The organism is Kribbella sp. NPDC104740 (assembly GCF_055583505.1).
Genome location: NZ_JBVJNV010000005.1, coordinates 24837 through 46190, shown reverse-complemented (window position 1 = coordinate 46190; position 21354 = coordinate 24837). Strand labels below are relative to the sequence as shown.

Genomic DNA, 21354 nt, shown 5'->3' with positions numbered 1-21354 from the left:
CCCGAATCTGAACCTGGCGGCGCTCCCGTGCGTGGTCTGTGCGGAAGGACCACTGCGCCGCGAGAAGGGTTCACCGATGCCACGGCCGGGTGACTGGGACGCGATCGGACTCGGCGGGGACCCCACGCCGGGGGACCCCGAGCGGATCGCCGCGCTGGCCGAGGGCTTCCAGAAGATGGGCACCAAGGCCCGGGAGATCATCACCGCGATCGAGGCGGTGATGAACAAGAACGACGACAGCGTGTTCGTCGGCGCGACCGCGGAGGCGCTGCGCGGCAAGGTCGACGGGCGGCTGCGCGGGCACGTCGAGGACGTTGCCTCGGCGTTCGAGACCTCGGCGACCGCGCTGCGGGAGTGGCGCGGCGTGGTGGTCGAGCAGCAGGCCAAGGCCGACGCCGCGCTGAACGCGGGCCGCGGGCTGGCCGAGGACGACCCGGAGCGGGAGACCCAGAAGAACGCGGCCCAGGCCGCGGGCAACTACCAGAGCGAGCAGGCCGGGACGTACTCCGGCCGGATCAGCGGCGTCTCCGACATCCAGCTGCCGATCTCGGAGTGCGAGGCGTTCTGGGAGGCGTTCAAGTGGCTGGCGATCATCCTGATCATCCCGGCGCTGATCTTCGGCGGCCCGATCGCGCTGCTGGCCCTCGGTGTGAACCTGGCGCTGTTCATCAAGACCATCGTCGACGTCGCCAAGGGTGACGCCAGCTTCCTGGACCTGTTCCTGGCCGGGCTCGGACTGATCGCGCCGACCACCAAGGCGCTGCCGATCTTCAGCATCGTGAAGGCGATCGGCAAGGGCATCGGGGCCGGGGTCAAGGGCATCGCGAACACCTTCAAGAACGTGTTCAGCAAGGACTTCCTGTTCAACGGCCTGCTGACCGGCCTGAAGAGCATGCCGATGCTGGCCAACATCGCGATCAAGGAGACCGGGCTCTTCGTGGTGAAGAACCTGCGGAACTTCCCGATCGCGGCCGGGAACTTCGGCAGCAACTTCGGCAAGATCACCCTGAACGGCCTGCACAACCTCGGGACCGCGATCGGCAAGATGCCGGCCGTGATCGGGAACGGGTTCTCGGCGTTCGGCAAGGGCCTGGGCACCTTCCTGGTGAACAGTGGCAAGTTCATCCAGGCGCACTTCGGCAACCTGCAGTGGACCCGGATCTTCCTGCCGGTCGCCGGCGACGAGATCCGCGCCTTCAAGGCGCTCGGGATGTCGGACTTCGCCGCGTTCACCCAGGCGCTGAAGGTCGGCGTGATCGGCCGCGGTGTGATGGGCAAGGACGTCTTCGGGCTGCCGACGATCTCCGGGATCGGCCGCGGGATCAGCCAGATCCCGATCGACACCGGCGCCGGGCACGTGGTCCCGAAGAACAGCTTCCTGCAGAGCCTGATCACCCCCGAGGTGCGGATCCCGGCGATCCACGTCGAGGGCCTGACCAGCGCGACCGGCTCCGGCTTCAAGGGTGGCCAGGTCTTCAGCGCGATCGACGACATCAACATCAACGTCGGCAACGTCAAGGCCGGCGACTTCGGGATCAGCGTCAACCCGACCACCACCATCACCCCCGGCGGGGTCCACCTCCCGGCCAATGCCGGGAGCAACCTTCCGGCGGTCAACGTCGGGACCTCCATCCCCACTCCCAGCGTCGGTACGCCGGGACTGCCGACCGTGCTCACCAACGGCCTGCCCACTCCCCAGGTCGGTACGGCGGTGCTGCCGATCCACGTCGGCACCAACGGCATGCCCGCGCCGGTCCACGTCGAGACCCCGACCCTCGGCAGCGTCGGCGTGGGCTCGGTCTCGCAGCCGACCCAGATCGGTACGCCGAACATCGGCAGCCAGTCGATCACCAACATCACCACCGCGAACATCGGTACCGGCGCGACCGGCGTGCACGTCAACGGCATCAACATCCAGCCGCCGGCCGCGGCGCTGAACAACCTCGGCACGCTGCACACTCCGGCGCCGACCCACGCGACCGGCCTCAGCGACCTGTCCGGCTCCGCGATCCGCAACAACCCGCCGGCGGTCTCCGGCCACTTCGGCAGCCAGATCGGTGACGGCGCCGCGAACGGCTTCCAGGCCAACCACTTCACCAGCAGCATCGACGAGATCCTGCACTCGGCCACCGGCGGCACCTTCGGTGGCGCGCACGCCTTCACCCCGCCGGCGGTCGACCGGATCAACGCGGCCCTGGACCTGCTGCACAACCCCGGCTCGACCACGCAGGGCGTCACGCCGCCGTCGGTGCACACCCCGAAGCCCGGCAGCGCCGACGTCAACGCGAACGTCCACCTCGGCTCGGCCGACCTGAAGACCCCGCCGCCGACCCTGAAGGTGGACAACCCGGGCCTGGCCGGGACACAGAACGTCCCGAACGCCCCGACGGTCACCGTGCAGCCGATCTCGCTGCCGCAGCGGGCGGCCGACCTGCACGTCCAGCCGACCACCGTCCACACCGGCGGCCAGAACGGCACGAACCTCCCCGGCACGAACCTCCCGGGCACCAACCTCCACAGCACGAACCTTCCGGGCACCAACCTCCACAGCACCAACCTCCCGGGCACCAACCTCCGCAGCACGAACCTCCCCGGCGACGCCGGCCTGCCCGCGCTCAAGGTGGGCGACCAGCCGATCCCGACCCACGCCGGGACGACGGACCTCGGCCAGGCCGGTGTCCCCGGAGCGAACGCGCACGCCGCCCAGAACCTCGACACCCAGCTGGTCCCGATCCGCCCGCAGCCCGCGCCGGCCGTGCACAACCCCGGCTACTCGCTGGCCAAGGGCGACGACATCGGCCGTTCCGGGATCGGCACCAACACGATCGCGAGCCGGGCCGAGATCCCGCTGAACGGCCTGCCCGACCGCCCCGGCGCGTACGTCGTGGTCGAGCGCACCGAAGGCGGCGTGAGCACCTTCAACCTGTACGGCGGCGGCCCGGACGGCCGGATGGACGTGCTGGCCGGCGGCAACATCCGCTTCACCGACACCGCGACCGGCCAGACGCTGCGGTTCGACAGCAGCGGCCTGAAGCTGGACGACGGGCTGCGGCTGACCAAGACCGACGGCATCCTGCGCGGCACCGACCAGGTCCTGGTCAAGGCGCCGGGCGGCGAGCTGCGGATCACCACGCTCACCGGCGACGCCGTACCGGGTGGGGTCACCGTCCGGCAGCTCGAAGGCGGCGGCGTACAGCTGGTCGACGCCAAGGGCGGCACGTTCCACTACAACGCCCAGGGCAAGCTGGAGAGCCAGTCGGTCAGCGCGGCCTGGGACAGCGACCTGGCGGCGAAGGCCGGGGCGTTCCGCAAGCCCGGCGACACCGACGCGGCGGTCAACGCCAAGATGGACGACTTCGGTCAGGTCCAGCGGGCGCAGGCGAACTTCGACACCGCGGCCCACAACGTCGACGTGCACGGTACCCGGATCGACGGTCCGTCGTCCGGGCCGGCGGTCGGCGACCAGGTGCACATCGACCTGCGGGCGGCCGACGCCGACCTGTCCGCGGCGAAGGCCTCGTTCGCGGGCAAGCACGGAATGGATGCCGACGGCATCCAGCAGCAGCTGGACGACGTCCTGACGGCCTCGCTGAAGGAGCGGCCGCGCCTGGTCGGCGCCGGTCGGGGCGGGCCGATGGACCTGCCGGGCGGCGGCGGTTCGAAGTTCGAGCTCAACGGCAGCCAGGTCAGCTTCTCCGGCGCGAAGGCCGACAACCTGACCGGGACGGTGAACGGCCGGGCGCTGACCATCGTCGAGTCCGCCGACGGCCAGATCGTGCACACCTGGAACTACTCGCTCGGCTTCGGCGGCCGGGCCAACCTGGTCGGCGAGTCCTTCCCGCTGCACGGCGGGTTGTTCGACGGCCGGTCGATCACGCTCGAGGGCCGGATGGGCACCTTCGACAAGGCCCTCGTCGACGGGCCGCAGGGCAGTCCGGTCGCGGTGAAGATCACCGATGACGGGTTCGTCGTGGGCTCGGGCGACGGCCCGCTGGTCTACACGAAGACCGGCGAGTTCCACGGCGCCGGACCGGCCGCGGCCGGGCATCTGCCGACGCCGGTCCCGCCGTCGCACCTGAGCGGCGACGCGCTGACCCGCTGGAACGCGCAGGCCGACATCTCCCGGACCCACCTGACGATGGCGGCCGAGAACAAGGCCGTCGAGAACCTGATGAAGGACGTCGCGGGCGGCTCGTTCACCTCCAAGCGCGGGTACGGCGGGTACGTGAACCCGCAGGCGCTCGAGGACGGCACCCTGATCGCCAAGGTGAACAACTTCGAGACCGTCGCCAAGGACCTGACCTTCCGCGGCCCGGAGAACGACGTCACGCTGTACCGCGGAATGTCGATGGACCCGGCCTCGATGAAGGCCGACACCTTCGTCGAGCGGCTGCCGATCTCGACCTCCAGCACGCCGAAGTTCCAGCAGGAGTGGGCCAAGAACGGTGCCCTGAGCAACCGGGTGGTCTTCGAGATCGACGTCCCGGCCGGGCACAGCAAGCTGTCGATGTCGTACCCCGACGGCTACAAACCTGGCGCCGGGGAGGCGAGGGCCTGGAACCAGGACCAGTTCGAGGTGACGCTGTCGCCGACCAACCTGGTCCGGACCGGTCCGAACCGGATGGAGAACGGGATGACGATCGTCCCGGTCCGGGCCGAGCAGATCCCGCCCTCGCTGTACGACGAGGTGATCACCGCCAAGTGGCCGGGGCTGTCCTCGGAGACCGCGTTCGGCGACTTCGTCAAGGCGTTCGAGACCAGCAGCCTCAAGCAGTTCCCGGACCTCGGTTCGGTCACCTCCAAGTCCGTGCTCAGCACCGACGGCCTGACCAGTACGACGATCGTCAGCAAGCCCGGTTTCGCCGACGACCTGACCATCACGGTGCTGCGCGACCCGAAGGCGGACTCGGTCCGGGTCACGATGAGCTCCGACGGGCTGAACAAGTTCGACCGGACCTGGAGCCAGACCGACTTCAAGCATCTGGCCACCGACCTGCGCGGCAACGTGCTGCACAACAACGAGCAGTTCACGAACCTGCCGCAGCCGGCCTCCTGGCAGGTCGCCGACGCGGCGGCCGACCTCAAGCTGGTCGACGTCAAGGGCAAGGGCAAGGCGGTCGAGCCCAAGTCGCTGGACCAGACCTGGGCCGACGAGATGGCGGCCAAGACCGAGGTCTTCCGCAAGTTCGGCGACCTGGACGCGGTCGTCACCGCCCGGATGGACGACTTCCGCGAGGTCCAGGTCGCGCAGGCCAACGTGAAGTCGGCCTTCGAGGACGTCGCGGTGCACGGCGGCCGCCTGGACGGTGCCTCGCTGGACGACCTCGTGGTCGGGCAGCAGGCCAACCAGGGGCTGCGCGCGGCGGAGAACGACCTGCAGACGGCGACCACGTCGTTCGAGGCCAAGCACTCGATGAGTGTGGACGGTCTCCAGCAGCAGCTGGACGACCTGACGATGGACTCGCTGAAGGATCGCCCCCGAGCACTGGGTGCTGGAGGCAACGAATTCCCGGTCCCGCAGGGCGGCGTCGCGTTCACCTTCGACGGGATGCACGCGAACTTCACCGGCTCCCGGGCCGGTGAGTACAGCAGCGTGCTCGACGGCCGGACCCTGAAGGTCTTCCAGACCGGTGCTGATGGCAACAACTTGCGCACGCTGACCTACGAGCTGAACCGGCTCGGCCGGCCGATGCTGACCCACGAGGAGCTGGTGCTGAAGGGCGGTGCGCTCGACGGGCAGCGGGTCTTCACCCAGATCGAGTCCGCTCTGCCCGAGAACGCGCTGATCCCCGACGCCGACGGCGGCAAGCTCGCGGTCGGCTGGTCGAAGGGCGAGTTCAAGGTTCCGTCGCCGACCGGGCCGCAGTTCTACGACCGGGCCGGCAACTTCCTGCGCGCCGAGCCGGGGGTCGCGGGCACGCTGCCGCCCGCCGTACCGGCGGCCGGGGTGCACGTCGACGACCTGGCCCGCTGGTCGGCCCAGGCCGACATCTCCCGCACGCACATGGCCGCGGCGGGCGAGTTCCCCGAGGTCCGGGCGATGATGCAGAGCATCTCCGAGGGCGCCTTCACCTCCAAGCGCGGCTTCGGCGGGTACGTCGACCCGGCGGTGCTGGCCCGCGGCGGCGAGGAGGTCCTGTCCGACGCGGTGCACCGCTTCAACCGGATCGCCGACGACCTGCTCGGCGAGGGCCCGATCGGCCGTACGACGGTCTACCGCGGCCTGGCGATGGACCCGAGCGCGGCCAACGCGACGCACTTCGTCGAGCGGCTGCCGATCTCGACGTCGAGCAACTGGGAGTTCCAGCCGCAGTGGGCCAAGGGCGCCGACCCGGGCAAGCGGGTGGTGCTGCAGATCGACGTCCCGCCAGGGCACGGCAAGCTGGCGATGTCGTACCCGGACGGGTACACCCCGAAGCCGCACGAGGCGCCCGGGCCGAACCAGGGCCAGTTCGAGGTGACGCTGGCGCCGACCGTGCTGCGGCGGACCGACGAGCCGCCGTTCCAGAAGGACGGCCTGACCGTCATCCCGGTCAGAGCCGAGCAGATCCCGTCCGACCAGATCGACGACCTGATCGGCGAACGCTGGTCCGGGATGCCGTCCGGTGAGGCCTTCGACGACTTCGCCCGCGCCTTCGACCAGGTGCACCTGCAGAAGTTCTCGAACATGGCCGACGTCACCGCGTCGTCCAAGGTGACCGGAAACCTCAACGAGATCACGGTCACCAAGCCCGGCGTGGCCGGCGAGCTGAAGATCACCGTCACCCGGGACCCGCACGCGGACTCGGTCCGGGTCACGGTCGACGTGGACGGCAGCACCAGGTTCAACCGGGCCTGGAGCCAGGAGGAGTTCGGCAACATCGCGACCGACCTCAAGGCCGGGACGCTGCACGACAACGACCTGTTCGTCGCGCTGCCGAAGCCCGCCGAGTGGAACCGGCAGCAGCCGTTCAACGCGCAGTGGGAGCAGGACCTGGCCGCCAAGCAGGCGGTGGTTCGCCGGCCGGGCGACTCCGACTCGATGGTCGACGTCAAGATGGAGGACGTCTCCCGGCTCAAGCAGACCGAGATGAACCTGCGCAACGCCGAGCTCAACGTGCAGTTGCACGGTGACCGCATCGACGGGCCGTCGTCCGACGTACAGGTCGGGCAGCAGGCGCGGATCGACCTGGACTCGGCGCGGGCCGATCTGGACGCGGCGAAGACCGGGTTCAAGCGCAAGCACGACCTGGACTTCGACACTGTCCGCGGCGAGCTCGACGACGCGGTCAAGCGGCCGAAGCTGGACGGCGCCGGGGCGCGCTCGTTCGAGGTCCCGAGCGGTGGCGCCTCGTTCCAGGTCGAGAACGGCGTGGTCAGCTTCACCGGCAGCCGGGCCGACGCGTTCACCGGCTCGGTCAACGGGCGTGAGCTGACCATCACCGAGGCCGGGGCCGGCCGGAGCTGGACGTTCCGGCTGGGGATCGGCCGGCCGAACCTCACCGGGCAGACGTTCCACCTGACCGACGGGCCGCTGGCCGGCAGCAGCGGTACGGCGCACGGGATGGCGGGTCAGCTCAACGGTGTCGTGGACGACATCAGCGGCACGCTCCCGGTCAAGGTGAGCGGTGACGACATCGTCGTGGCCGGGCCGGACGGCGTCTACCGGTACGACCGCAACGGCCACTTCCAGGGCGAGGTCGAGTTCGCGGGCGACGCCCTGGGACGCCCGAACCCGCCGAAGGGCCTGACCGGCGACGGGGTGGCGCGCTGGGACGCCCAGACCGACATCTCCCGCGCCCACCTCGGCGAGGCGGTGACCAACAAGGCCGTCGAGAACCTGATGAAGGACGTGATGGGCGGGTCCTTCACCTCCAAGCGCGGCTACGGCGGTTTCGTGAACCCGAGTGCGCTCGAGGGCAACGGCCTGGTCAGCAAGGTGAAGAACTTCCACACCGTCACGCAGGAGCTGCTCACCAAGGGGCCGGCCGACAACATCACCGTGTACCGCGGGATGTCGATGGACCCGGCCGCGATGCAGGCCGACCGCTTCGTCGAGCGGCTGCCGATCTCGACGTCGAGCACGATGAAGTTCCAGGACGAGTGGGCCAAGAACGGTGTGCTGAGCAACCGGGTGGTCTTCGAGATCGACGTCCCGCCGGCCCACAACAAGCTCGCGATGTCCTACCCCGAGGGTTACAAGCCAGGCGCGGGCGAAGCGAAGGCGTGGAACCAGGACCAGTTCGAGGTCACGCTCGCCCCGACGACGCTGGTCCGCACCGACGCGCCGGTCCGGGTCGAGAACGGGATGACCGTGATCCCGGTCCGGGCCGAGCAGATCCCGCTCGCGCAGTACGACGAAGTGATCACCGCCAAGTGGGAGGGGCTCGCGTCGGAGACCGCCTTCGACGACTTCGGCAAGGCGTTCTCGGCCGACGGGCTGCGCAAGTTCGACGGGCTGTCCGACGTCACCGTGAACTCGACGAAGAGCACCGACGGCCTGGTCAACACCATCGTCGTCACCAAGCCGGGAGCCGGCGAGCAGCTCGCGATCACGATCACCCGGGACGTCGAGGCCGACTCGGTGCGGGTCACCACCGGCCAGCTGGACAGCGCCGACCTGATCTTCGACAAGACCTGGAGCCGGACCGAGTTCGCGCACATCGCGACCGATCTGCGCGGCGGCGTCCTGCACAACAACGAGCAGTTCCTCGGCCGGATCGAGCCCGCGTCGTGGAAGGGCATGCCGCAGACCCGGACGCTCAGCCAGATCTGGGACGCGGAGAACGCCGCGCGGGTCGACGTCCTGCGCAAGGCCGGTGACACCGGCGACGACCTGACCACGCGGATCAGCGACTTCAACCACGTCCAGCGCACGCAGGACAACTACTTCAAGGCCGCCGCCAAGTACGACGAGTTCGGCGCGCGCACCGACGGACCGTCGACCGGTCCGTCGCTCGGCGACGACGCGTTCCAGAACCTGCAGCGCGCCGAGAGCCAGTTGCACATCGCGAAGGAGCTGTTCGAGGCCAACCACGGGATGCGGTTCGACGACCTGCGCGGGCAGCTGGACGACCTGCTGCAGGCGTCGATCCAGGACCGGCCGCGCCTGGTCGGCGGTGCGCCCGAGCGGTCGCAGGGCTCGGGCGGCGCGTACCGGACGAACCCGATGGCCGACACCTCGGTCAAGAACCACCACCTGCCGGCCGGCGTCGAGGTGTCCGTCCGGGGCAACGACGTGACCACCGTCGGCCGCCTGGACGACGTCGAGGTGATCCAGACCGGCGGCACGGTCTCGGTGACCAAGTTCGACAACGGCGGCACGGCGCACACCTGGGAGTACCAGGTGATGCGGCGCGGCAACCTCGCGCAGATCGGCGAGTCGCTGCCGCTGCAGGGCGGCCCGCTCGGCGGCCAGTGGCTGACCATGGTCGAGGACGGTTTCACCGGCAGCCTGTACGCCGGGAAGATGCACGACGGCCTCGGGGTGCAGTGGCCGGTCAAGGCCAACGGCCGCGAGATCACCGTCGCCTCCCCGGGCGGCGCGCTGAAGTACGACCAGACCACCGGCGCGTTCCTCCGCCTCGACACCGGCCTCGCCGGGTCGATGCCCACCCCGATCCCGCCGGGCGGCCTGTCACCGGCCGACGAGGCCCGCTGGCTGTCGTCGGTCGACCTGTCCCGTACGCACCTGAACGCCGCCGCGGCCGACGACTCGCTGCGCGAGCTGATGGACGACGTCGCCCAGTCGGCCTTCACCTCCCAGCGCGGGTACGGCGGCTACGTCGACCTGGCGCAGGTGCACAACCTCGACGACCTGGTCTCGAAGGTCGACGACTTCGTTGCCAAGACCAACGACCTGGCCTTCCAGGGCCCGAACGGCAACGTCACCCTGTACCGCGGGATGTCGCTGGACGGGCTGGCCGCGCAGGCCGACGAGTTCGTCGAGCGGCTGCCGTCGTCCACCTCGAACGGGTTCGACTTCCAAAAGACCTGGGCCGAGAACGGCGTCAAGGCGAACCGGGTCGTCTTCGAGATCGACGTACCGGGTGAGCACGGCAAGCTGGCGATGGCGTACCCGCCGGGCTACCAGCAGCTCGCCGACGACGCGGCCGCGGTCAACCCCACCCAGTGGGAGGTGACGCTGGCGCCGACGACGCTGATCCGGACCGGTCCGAACCGGGTCGAGGACGGGCTGACGATCATCCCGGTGCGGGCCGAGCAGCTGCCGCCGGGCCGGGTCGAGGAGCTGATCCGCGAGGAGTGGCCGGGGCTGTCCTCGCAGACCGCGTTCGGCGACTTCGCGACCGCGTTCTCCACCGAGGGGCTGCGCAAGTTCCAGGGCATGACCGACGTGACGTCGTCCTCGGTCGTGCAATCCAACGGCACGGTGAACGTGATCACGGTGGCCAAGCCCGGCGTACCGGGGGAGCTGGTGATCACGGTGACCCGGGACGTCCCGGGCGACGCGGTGTCCGTGCTCGCGCGGTTCGACGGGCAGCAGATCTTCAGCCGGGCCTGGAGCCGGACGGACTTCAGCTCGTTCGCGACCGACCTGCGGTCCGGCGTACTGAACAACAGCGACACGTTCGCGGGCAAGCTGCAGCCGCTGTCGTGGCGGCAGGCACCCGAGCCGATGGCGCAGACCTGGGGCGACGACCTCGCGGCCCGGGCGGAGCTGTTCCGGCTGCCCGGCGAGTCCGACGCCGTGGTCAACCAGCGGATGCTCGACTTCGTCCCGGTGCAGAAGGCGTACGACGACTTCGTGCTCGCGTCGAAGTCGGACGGGATCTTCGGCGGCCGCACCGACGGCCCGTCGGCCGGCACCGCGCCGGGCGACCGGCTGCACGTCAACCTGCAGACCGCGCAGGACAACCTGATCCACGCCAAGTACGTGTTCGACGCGAACAACCCGACCACCGCCGACCACCTGCTCGCCGGGCTCGACGACCTGCGCACCCAGTCATTGCCGGACCGGCCGCGGCTGGACGCGAAGGGCCGCCTGAACGACGGCACCGACGGCATGGTGGTCAAGGCCGGTTTCGAGGGCGACCGGTTCAGCCTGGCCGGGACGACCGAGCGGATCGTCATCCGCGACGCCGACGGCGCGTTCCACCTGGTCGGCAACGGCGCGGACGACTTCGCGATCCGGGCCCTCGACGACGGCGGCTTCCGGATCTTCGACGACAACGGGTTCGCCCAGCGGTACGCCGCCGACGGCACCCACCTCGGCGACGGCCGATCCGTTGTCAACAGCAACCACCTGCGCGGCGACCGGTTCGTCGAGATCGACGCCGGCGGCGGCGCGCGGCTGGTCGACGTCCAGGGCCGGACGATCACCGGGACAACGACGGACCTGCTGCCCGACGGCGGGTTCCGGGTCACCGGCGCGAACGGGCAGACCCAGCGGTTCGGGCCGACCGGCGTCCACGTCACCGACGGCCTGGCGCTCACCGACCGGCTGAACCTGCACGGCACGCTGTTCGCCGAGCCGAACCCGGCCGGCGGCCTCCGGATCCTCGACGGCAACGGCACGCCGGTCCCGAACACGCACGCCAACCGGCTCCCGAACGGGCAGCTGATGGTCGTCGACGACGGTCTCAACGACGTCCGCTGGTTCGGTGCCGACGGCATCCGCACCGGTACCGGCGGCCGGGTCCTGCACGCCGACTTCCCGACGCCGGTCTACCGCTACCGGACCGAGGGCGGCAACCTCCAGTTCGTCGACCACCTCGGGACCCGGCTGCCGCACCAGATCGACGTCCTGCCGAACGGCAACCTGCGGATCACCGACCCGGCCGGCATCGCCCGCACGTTCGACGAGCTGGGCGCCGGGCTCGACCGGCGGATCCCGATGCACCAGCCGGGCGTCGGCGTCAACGACCGGCTGGTCGTCGTCCACCACGCCGACAACACCCTGCAGCTGCGGACGCGCGCCGACGTACCGGTGACGCACCAGGTCGACCTGCTGCCGAACGGCGGCTTCCGGGTCGCCGACGACGGCGGCTTCCGCCTGTACGACGCCAACGGCGCGTTCGCGACCCGCGGCCACACGATGACGCTCCCGGGCGAGACCGGCTTCCTCGAGATCACCGGGAACACCGCGCGCCGCGTCGACGCGGACCACACGCCGGTGCCCGGCCGGACCGTCACCTTCGACGCGGAGGCGGGCCACTTCACGGTCGCCCGGAGCGCGGGCGGGCACGACGTGTTCGACCTGAACGGTGGACTGGTCCGCGAGGTCACCGACATCCGGCCGAACGCACTCGAAGGCGGGCTCACCCGCGTCGTGCGGCAGCCGGACGGAACGGTGCGGTGGACCGACGCGAACGGCGTACCGATGCGGCGTCCGCACGTGGTGACGATCGCCGACGACGGATCGGTGCGGCTGCAGATCAACCTGCCGGGGATGGCCCGGCACGGCGAGTTCCACACCTTCTCGCGGACCGGGGACCTGCTGCAGCAGGGCTTCCCGGTGGTCCGCAACGGGCAGCCCACGCGGTTCTCGTACGTCGTCGACCATGCGGCCGGGACCTGGTCGCGGGTCGGGGACGAGACGACCGGCGGCTTCCTGCACGGCAAGGTCGACGTCTCCGGGATCGGCAACGGGCGGATCAAGCTGATGAGCTCGACGGGGAAGCCGGTCGAGGTCTTCGAGCGCCGCTGGCTGCCGGACGGGTCGCTGCTCGACAGCTTCCGGCGTACGGACACGCTCGGCTTCGGCCGGTTCGACCGCAGCTCGACCTGGGTCAGCTACGCCCAGGACGGGGTGACGACGACCGGCTGGGGCAAGCGGCACTTCGACACCACCGGCGCCGGCTGGACCGACGTCCACAACGGCCGCACGATCCGCGAGTACCGCGAGGGGCTGCAGAAGTACAACAGCTCGACCGGTCACGTGCTGGCGACCAAGAACGGCGACGACTGGCACTGGTACAAGTTCGACGACCACGCGAACCCGGTTGCTGACGGCAACCGAGTTCGGGAGACCGTCGGTGACGGCTGGAAGGACACCGTCACCCGGACCGTGAACGACGTCGAGGTGACCGATGTCGCCCAGCAGAAGTGGGGCAACTGGCACGGCACCTCGTCGGCCGGCCAGTACCAGGAGTTCACGCTGGTCAGGACCGCGGACGGCGCGCTCGAACGGCCCGGTACGTGGGACCAGCTGTCCCGCCAGGGCCGCGAGTCCGGCGGCGCGCAGACGGTCACGGGCGACGGCCTGCTGACCGTCGTCCGCCAAGGCGAGCAGCGGCCGCCGGTCTGGGTCCGGGAGACGATCTACGGCAACCAGCGCCCGGTCGGCCAGGCCGCGCACCTGGCCGACGACGCCCGGTTCCAGATCTTCCGCTGGGAGCAGACCGGCCCGAACGCCGGCCAGGGCATCCGGTACGTCGGCAACGACGCCTCGGTCGTCGACGTCGCGCTCGACGGCAGCTTCGTCCGCTCGACCGGCAAGCTGCACGACGGCACCACGCTCAAGGTCGGCGACCACGCGACGCCGCCGACCACCGTGCACCCGTCGGGCGGCACCGCCTGGGAAGCGGGCCCGCAGCGCGGCTGGCGGGTCACCGCGGGCGACCGGTGGAGCGACGTCACCGAGGTGAACGGCGCCTGGGTGACGGTCCGGGAGGGCTTCCCGGGCGGCCTCGTCCGCGAGTTCCCCGAGCCGCAGAACCGCAACGTCTGGTTCGAGCGGGACGGGCACGGCAACCTGACCGGTGTCTCGCACAAGGCCCCGAACACGGCCGGCAACGGCCAGCGGTACGTCGTCGGGACCGGCGCCGCCGACTCGGCGCACTGGCGCTGGCGGGAGCTCGACGTGAACGGGACCGCGATCGCGGGCCGCGAGGGCGACCGGGTGTTCTTCCGCGGCTCGACCGACGACACGCTGTCCTGGGACGACTCGTTCCGCGATTTCGATGCCGCAGGCAACTTGATTCGGGACCGCCGGATGCTCGACGGCGGCCGGTACGTCGAGTCGTGGAAGCTGCCCAACCAGCACTGGCGCAGCGGCACCTTCGACAAGCTCGGCGTTCGCGTCGCCGGGGACCAGGACCTGGTCCGGATGTGGAGCACCGGCGCCGACTGGCAGCAGGGCTGGGTCCGCGGCTCCGACCACTTCGCCGACCTCCGCCCGGGCGGTGCGGCGGGTGACGACGTCATCCGCGAGGTGCCGCTGCACCTGAGCGACAGCCCGCTGCGGGTCCGGGAGTACCACCTCGACGGGGCCGGGCGGCCGGAGTACGGGCAGTGGAAGGAGTTCGACCACGGCGCCGTCGTCCGGGAGCGCAAGCTGTCCGGGACGAACTACCTGGAGACCGAGAACTGGCGCGGCCAGTGGAAGCTGTACGACCAGGACGGCCGGGTGATCGGCGAGCGTGGGCACGACGGCCTGGTCTTCGAGATGCGCGGCGACAAGCTCACGCTGACCGGCAGCGAGTACGACTTCCGCGGCGGCCTGACCGAGATGCGCGGCTGGGGCCGGCGGCTGCGCGAGCCGCAGCGGATGCCGTTCCTGACCGACAGCGACTGGACGCTCGGCCGCGGCAGCACGCTGCTGCCGAACGGCGACCCGGCGTTGCGGGAGGCGGCGTACGCGCCGTTCTGGAAGAGCGTCGGGCAGAAGGCGATGATCGAGTTCGGGCAGGAGTTCGTGCTCGAGTTCACCGCCAACCTGATCGTGAACGCGATCATCGCCGACGCGCAGGGCCGGTCGTTCACCGGCAAGGACGCGCTGAAGGCGCTGATGAACGCCGGGGTCTCGGCGACCATCAAGACCGGGATGAGCAGCGCGCTCAACGACTCCAAGCTCGGCGGCGCGCTGCGGCAGTTCCGCCAGGAGCAGGTCAACCTGGACGCCGGCAAGCACCTGAACCGGCGGCCGCTCAACCACGACCGGCTCTGGAACAACGAGTGGACCGGCAACGAGTCGGCGACCCGCTGGCGTGGTGGCACCTACGACTACGGCTTCAACTTCGGGCCGTCGCTGCTGTCCGGTTTCGTCAACGGCACCATGAACGCCTCGATCTTCGGAATCACCGATGCCGACGGCAACTCGGTCAAGCTGTCCGGGTGGGACGCGGTCGGCGACGGTGCGATCAACGCGGTCGCGACACTCACCACCGGTGTCAGCACGGCGTTGGTGAAGACGATCGGCACCAGCTTCGGCGGCAGCCGGTTCTTCCACCGGCAGGGCTTCGCCGACTTCTGGATCCAGATCCCGTTCCGGATGTTCGAGAAGTCCATCCAGGGCGTCTTCCTGACCAGCGCGATCCGGTCCTCGATCAACCCGAGCTGGTACGCCTCCAACGAGCCGGTGGGCGGCTCCTCCTCGCTGCTGGTCCTGCCGTCGAGTGTTAACGTGCCTGCGCTGCAGACCACCGCCTCGGGTCTGGTGCTGCCGCCAGGGGTGCAGGCGACGACCGGAGGACAGGGAGCGCAGTGACGACCAGGTATGTGGCCCTCAAGGGCGGGCGGGGGACGTTCCGCCGGATCTCCGACGCGGTCCGGGCCGCATCGCCCGGTGACGTGGTCGCGGTCGCCCCGGGCTCGTACCAGGAGCAGGTGGTCCTGGACCGCTCGATCGTCGTGATCGCCGAGCAGGGCCAGGGCAGCGTGGAGCTGACCGGTGTCGCCGGCAGCGGCGAGCCCGCGGTGGTCGTCGAGGGGCTGGAGTGCGCGCTGCGCGGCCTGGTCGTCCGGGCCGCCGACGACAGCGGGACCCCGGCGATCGGGGTCACCGGCGGGGCCGGGCTGCTGATCGAGGACTGCGCGGTGACCGGCAGCCGGATCCATGCCCGGGGCAACGAAGGCGGCGGGACCGACCTGAGCGGGTACGGCGTGACGTCGCTGCTCGTCCGCCGCTCGACCCTGGGCAACGGGCGGCTGGCCGCGATGCACGTCGCGGGCGCGGTCCGGGTACAGGTCGACGACTGCACGGTCGAGACGATCGACGGGATCGGCATCGTGCTGTCCGGTGGCGCCTACCTGGAGGCGAACCGGCTCCGGATGAGCGACGTCGCCGGGTACGGACTGCGGCTGCGGGGTGAGAGCCGGGTCAAGCTGACCGACTCGGTGCTGCGGCGGACGGGGATGGCCGGCGTACTGGTCGAGGACAACGCGGCCGGAGTGCTGCAGGAGGTGTCGATCGACCAGGCCGGGGCGGCCGCCGTGCAGGCTGCCGGTACGGCGAAGGTCGAGCTGGTCGACTGCCGGTTGCGCGGTGCGAAGGCCAGCGGGCTGGTCGTTCAGGACTCCGCGTCGCTTACTGCTCGAGGCTGCACGGTGCCCGACGCGGGGGCGAACGGGCTGCTGATCTCTGACGCGGCCGAGGCGGTGCTGACCGACACCCGGTTCGACCGTACGACGTACAGCGCTGTGCATCTGACCGGGACGGCGTCGGTGCGGCTGGCCGACTGCCTGATCCGTGGCGGCGCCGAGCACGGCGTGCACGCGACTGGGACGTCGCGGGTCGAGCTGGACGCGTGTGGCGTGACCGATGTGGGCCTGACTGCGCTGTCGGTCGTGGACCAGGCGACGGTTCGGGCCGAGGACTGCCGGATCACTGGTGGCGCGGTCGGGATCCACCTGGAGACGGCCGCTGCGACGACGCTGACCGCGTGCTCGGTGAGCGCGACGGCCGGGACCGGGGTCGAGTTGTCCGGGACCGGGCTGGTTCGGGTGGACGCGGCGCGGGTGAGCCGGACGAAGGCGGCCGGGATCGTGCTGGGAACCGGCGCCAGCGCCGAGATCGCCGGGAGCACGGTCGAGAGCTGCGAGGGATCGGGGCTGGTGGTCTGGTCCGGCGTCTCGCCGACCGTCACCGGGCTGCGGGTCAGCGGCGTCGCCAAGAACGGGATCTTCCTCGCCGAGAAGGCGGCCGGGACCTACACCGACTGCGACGTGGTCGGTACGCGCTACCCGGCGCTGCACCTGAGCAGCGGCAGTACGCCGGTCCTGCGGCACGTCCGGATCCGGGACTGCGAGGGCGCGGCCGGTCAGGACGACGGCGCGAGCCCGGTCTTCGAGGACTGCACGGTCGACGGCGTACCGATGGCTCCGGCCGCGGCGGTGCCGGCGGCCGCTGCCGGGGGAGCGCCGGCCGTGACCGAGCCGGTCGCGGCGCTGGACGAGACGATGCCGCCCGAGGACGAGACGCTCGAGGACGTGCTCGCCGAGCTCGACGCGCAGGTCGGGCTCGACCGGGTGAAGCGCGACGTGCAGTCGATGGTGAAGCTGATGCAGACCGTGCGGATGCGGCAGGAGGCCGGGCTGCCCGCGCCGCCGCTGAGCCGGCACCTGGTCTTCGCGGGCAACCCCGGTACCGGCAAGACGACGGTGGCCCGGCTGTACGGCCGGGTGCTGAAGGCGCTCGGGCTGCTGCGCAAGGGACACCTGGTCGAGGTCGACCGGACCGCGCTGGTCGGCGAGTACGTCGGGCACACCGGCCCGAAGACGACCGCCGCGATCACCCAGGCGCTCGGCGGCGTGCTGTTCATCGACGAGGCGTACTCGCTGGCCCCGGTCGGCATCGGCAACGACTTCGGCTCCGAGGCGATCGCGACGCTGGTCAAGATGATGGAGGACCACCGCGAGGACCTGGTGGTGATCGTCGCCGGCTACGTGAACGACATGGGCCGCTTCATCGGCTCCAACCCCGGTCTGTCGTCGCGTTTCACCCGCACGATGCTGTTCGACGACTACACCCCGGCCGAGCTGGTGGCGATCTTCGAGTTCCACGCGAACGAGCACCAGTACGAGCTCAGCGGCGACGCGAAGGCCGCCCTGTCGCACGTGTTCCAGGTCCTGCCCCGCGGCGAGGGCTTCGGCAACGGGCGCACCGCGCGGCAGATGTTCCAGCAGATGACCGAACGCCAGGCCCACCGCCTGGCCGAGATCGCCGCGCCGACCCCCAAGCAGCTGGTCTCGCTGGAGTCCGCCGACCTGCCGGAGACGTTCTAACAGAAAAAAGTGTGAAGTGAGCTGATGACAGTGTGAATTACTGCTCTTACGCTCACAGCATGAACCTTTCCCGCCGCGGTCTGCTCGGCGCGATCGTTGCTGCCGGTCTCGTCCGCCTCCCCGCCCCCACCGCCTCCGCCCACACCACCGCGCTGCCCGCCACCAAGCGGTTCAAGATGAGCGCGACCACCAACGAGTTCTTCCGGCACAAACCGCTCTGGGGCCCGACGGTCATGCAGTCGATGGCCTTCGACACCCCGAACAACCGGATCTTCACCGCTCAGCTGCGCTCCGGCACGGCCGCGAACAGCGGCACGCTGACGCTGAGCCAGTTGAACTTCTCCGGGACCGTGCTCGGGCACATGTACCTGACCGGCTTCGGGCACGGCGTCTCGATCGGCGCCCAGGGCGTCGGCAGTACGTCGTACCTGTGGACCGAGACCGACGTCGACACCGCGAACGGGCGTGGCCGGCAGATCTGCCGCTTCCCGTGGCAGAACGGCGCCACGCTGACCAAGGACTCGGCGTCGCTGACCAAGTGGAAACCGGTCGCGAACGGGTCGGTCTTCACGCCGGCCGTCGACCAGCGGTACGGGCGGCTCGGCGTACGGCACTCGCTGGCCGACGGGATGCACATCAACATCTACTCGCTGGCCGCGGCGCAGGCCGGCGACTACAGCAACGTGCTGGCCAGCTTCAAGCAGCCCGCCCTGACGCCGGGGATCGACTTCCAGGGCTGGGCGCTCTACGGCTCGTACTGCTACTTCTGGGAGGGCGAGGCCTACCCGGGCGAGCCCGACGAGACCAAGGCCAACTCGAAGCTGTGGTGCTACGACATCAACCGCGGTGAGCTCGTCGACTCGTTCCTGACGCTGGCCGGGAAGAGCCTGACCTACCGCGAGGCCGAGGGGATGGCCGTGTACGGCGCCACCGACGCGACCGCGCGGCTCTACTTCGGCTTCGCCTCCGGGGTCACCGGGGATCGCCGGGCCAACTTCTTCTACCGCAACACGCTCGTCTAGGAGCTACTGGGCGACGCCGTACAGGCGGTCACCGGCGTCGCCCAGGCCGGGGACGATGTAGCCCTTCTCGTTCAGGTGCGAGTCCATGCCGGCGATCACCAGCGTGCACGGGACGTTCAGGTCGGCGAGCTCGCGCTCGATCCGCTCGACGCCCTCCGGGGCGGCCAGCAGGCAGATCGCGGTGATGTGGTCGGCGCCGCGGTCGACCAGGAACTGGATCGCGACCGCCAGCGTGCCGCCGGTGGCCAGCATCGGGTCGAGCACGTAGCACTGCCGGCCGTGCAGGTCCTCGGGCAGGCGCTCGGCGTACGTCGACGCGGTCAGGGTCTCCTCGTTGCGGATCATCCCGAGGAAGCCGACCTCGGCCGTCGGCAGCAGCCGGGACATGCCTTCGAGCATGCCGAGCCCGGCCCGCAGGATCGGTACGACGAGCGGCTTCGGCGAGGTCAGCTTGATCCCCTCCGCCTCCGCGACCGGGGTCTGGACGGTGATCGGGCCGGTCCGCACGTCCCGGGTCGCCTCGTAGGCGAGCAGCGTGACGAGCTCCTCGGTCAGCCGCCGGAAGGTCGGCGAGTCGGTGCTCCGGTCCCGCAGCGTGGTGAGCTTGTGGGCGACGAGCGGGTGGTCCACGACGAGGATCTGCATGGCCGGAACGCTACCGCGTCGGCGATTCGTCCCGGGAAACCTCGGTCCCCGATACGGTTGGGGTGCAGTCGATTTTGGTTCGTGCCCCCGCCCGCCCCAGGGCGCTCCGACCTCAACCGACCCGGACGGACGTGCGCCCGTGACCGAGACCTCCGGTAAGTCGCCCGAGCAGCTGGACCGTCTGCGCCGCCGCGCGGCCTTCCTGCGCGAGTTGGAGGAGGCCAAAGCGCTCCGCGACCGGGTGCTGCCCCGGCGGGCCCGGATCCGCCAGATCCGGGCCGCGATGCGGCGGGCGACGTACCACCACTAACTTTTCGCCCCTGGCGTGCATCTGGCTGAGCAAGAGACCTTCTGCTCAGGAGCGACGCCATGAGAATCCGTTCGAAGCTGCCGGTCGCACTGCTGGCCGTCGCGAGCCTGGTCACCGCGGGGATGAGCGCCGCCGCGCTCGATGCCGACGCCGCCGACGACGAGTGTCTCTACAACCAGCCCACGATCAGCCAGGACACCTCGCCGGTCCAGACCATCGTGCTGGACGCGTCCGGGAGCGTGCCGATCGAGATGCACGCCAACCGCGACTCGCTCGACTGCAGCGGGATGGTCGCGTACGTCCAGAAGAAGGACGGCTCGCAGCAGCAGACGGTCGCCCTGCCGAACGAGGGTGGCCGGGGGACGCCGCCGAGCTGGACCTGGTACGGGTTCCTCCCGCTGACCGCCGCGACCGGTGAGGGTGACTGGGTGATCACCAAGGTCACCCACGGCGCGAACGTGCTGGAGACCAACGTGCCGTTCCACGTGTACCGCGGCAGCGTGCTGACGTTCGACCAGCCGGCGCGGACCAGCGGCACAGCCCGTACGACGCTGTCCGGCCAGCTGCGCCGGTACTCCAAGACCGGCGCGCTCGTCCCGGCCGCCAACACCACGGTCAAGCTGCTGCACCTGACGCAGGACCTCCTGGTCGCCACCGCGAAGACCGACGCGACCGGGCGGTTCCGGACCACCGTCGCGTTCACGCAGAACACCACGCTGCGGGCCTTCACCGCGGCCAGCGGCAACTACGTCGAGCAGATCACCGACTACCGGACCGCCCACAAGCTGATCGCGATGAGCTACCTGAGTGCGCTGCCCACGGCGTACGCGAACGGCTGGTGGAAGGTCTCCGGGTCGGCGTACCCGGGCAAGCTCGACGCGGATCTGCAGGTGTTCAACGGCAGCGCGTGGGTCACCACGCCGTCGTACGGGCCGATCCCGGCCAACGGCGTCTACTCGCGCTACTGGATGCCGACGAAGCCCGGGACCTACCGGCTGCGGGTGTGGGTGCGCGGCCAGCGGGTGGACAACTCGCCGTCGCGCGAGGTCAGCGTCAAGGTGATGGCGTTGCCGAAGGCTCCGACGTACATCGTCGGGGCGACGGTCGCGCCGACCGCGGGTCAGCCGATCCATCGGGACTCGACGATGTCGACGTACGGCACGCTGAAGTACCGGCGGGCGGACGGAACGCTCGGCCCGGTCTACAACCAGGTGGTCGAGGTGCACGCGCGCGAGGTCGGCCAGACCGGGTGGGCGCGGGTGGGCACCGCGCGGACCACCGTCAGCGGGTACTTCTTCACCCGCTGGGGAGTGAACGTCCAGCCCGGCCGGACGTTCCAGGTGATGCTCACCTATCCGGCCATGCTGCCGACCCTCGCCAGCAGTGCGACCGGTGTCGTCGGTCCGTTCGCCGTACAGCCCTAGGAGTTGTGCC

6 protein-coding genes are annotated in these 21354 nt (G+C 70.4%); 5 read left to right on the top strand and 1 reads right to left on the bottom strand.

Translation table 11 applies throughout. The annotated features are described in order from the left end of the window. Positions 1-76: 76 nt before the first annotated feature. Genes ACZ6Z4_RS25775 through ACZ6Z4_RS25765 form a run of 3 tightly spaced genes read left to right on the top strand, consistent with a single transcriptional unit; the run spans position 77 to position 18965 of the window. Positions 77-15427 carry a pentapeptide repeat-containing protein gene (locus ACZ6Z4_RS25775; protein ID WP_465569350.1) on the top strand — a complete coding sequence of 5117 codons (15351 nt, stop codon included), beginning with the start codon at positions 77-79 and terminating at the stop codon, positions 15425-15427. Beyond that, positions 15424-17943, top strand: coding sequence for a right-handed parallel beta-helix repeat-containing protein (locus ACZ6Z4_RS25770; protein WP_465569348.1), 2520 nt, complete (start codon positions 15424-15426; stop codon positions 17941-17943). Before ACZ6Z4_RS25775 ends, ACZ6Z4_RS25770 begins: the two co-directional genes overlap by 4 nt. Before the next feature lie 59 nt (positions 17944-18002). Beyond that, positions 18003-18965 carry a phage baseplate protein gene (locus ACZ6Z4_RS25765; RefSeq protein ID WP_465569346.1) on the top strand — a complete coding sequence of 321 codons (963 nt, stop codon included), beginning with the start codon at positions 18003-18005 and terminating at the stop codon, positions 18963-18965. Positions 18966-18968: 3 nt separating this feature from the next. On the opposite strand, the gene upp is transcribed toward ACZ6Z4_RS25765, so the two are convergent. Further along, on the bottom strand, positions 18969-19610 hold the full coding sequence (gene upp, locus ACZ6Z4_RS25760; protein WP_363677136.1) for a uracil phosphoribosyltransferase: 642 nt from the start codon (positions 19608-19610) through the stop codon (positions 18969-18971). A gap of 139 nt (positions 19611-19749) precedes the next feature. Between upp and ACZ6Z4_RS25755 the strand changes: the two genes are divergently transcribed. Beyond that, entirely contained in the window at positions 19750-19920 is a 171-nt protein-coding gene (locus ACZ6Z4_RS25755) for a hypothetical protein (protein ID WP_465569343.1), read from the top strand. 59 nt (positions 19921-19979) lie between these two features. After that, positions 19980-21344, top strand: coding sequence for a hypothetical protein (locus ACZ6Z4_RS25750; protein ID WP_465569340.1), 1365 nt, complete (start codon positions 19980-19982; stop codon positions 21342-21344). Positions 21345-21354: the final 10 nt, after the last annotated feature.

Excerpts from the sequence above, each read along its gene's own strand:
- ACZ6Z4_RS25775 (WP_465569350.1), top strand. The coding sequence starts at position 77 with ATGCCACGGCCGGGTGACTGGGACGCGATCGGACTCGGCGGGGACCCC.
- ACZ6Z4_RS25750 (WP_465569340.1), top strand. The coding sequence starts at position 19,980 with ATGAGAATCCGTTCGAAGCTGCCGGTCGCACTGCTGGCCGTCGCGAGC.
- ACZ6Z4_RS25765 (WP_465569346.1), top strand. The coding sequence starts at position 18,003 with ATGAACCTTTCCCGCCGCGGTCTGCTCGGCGCGATCGTTGCTGCCGGT.
- upp (WP_363677136.1), bottom strand. The coding sequence starts at position 19,610 with ATGCAGATCCTCGTCGTGGACCACCCGCTCGTCGCCCACAAGCTCACC.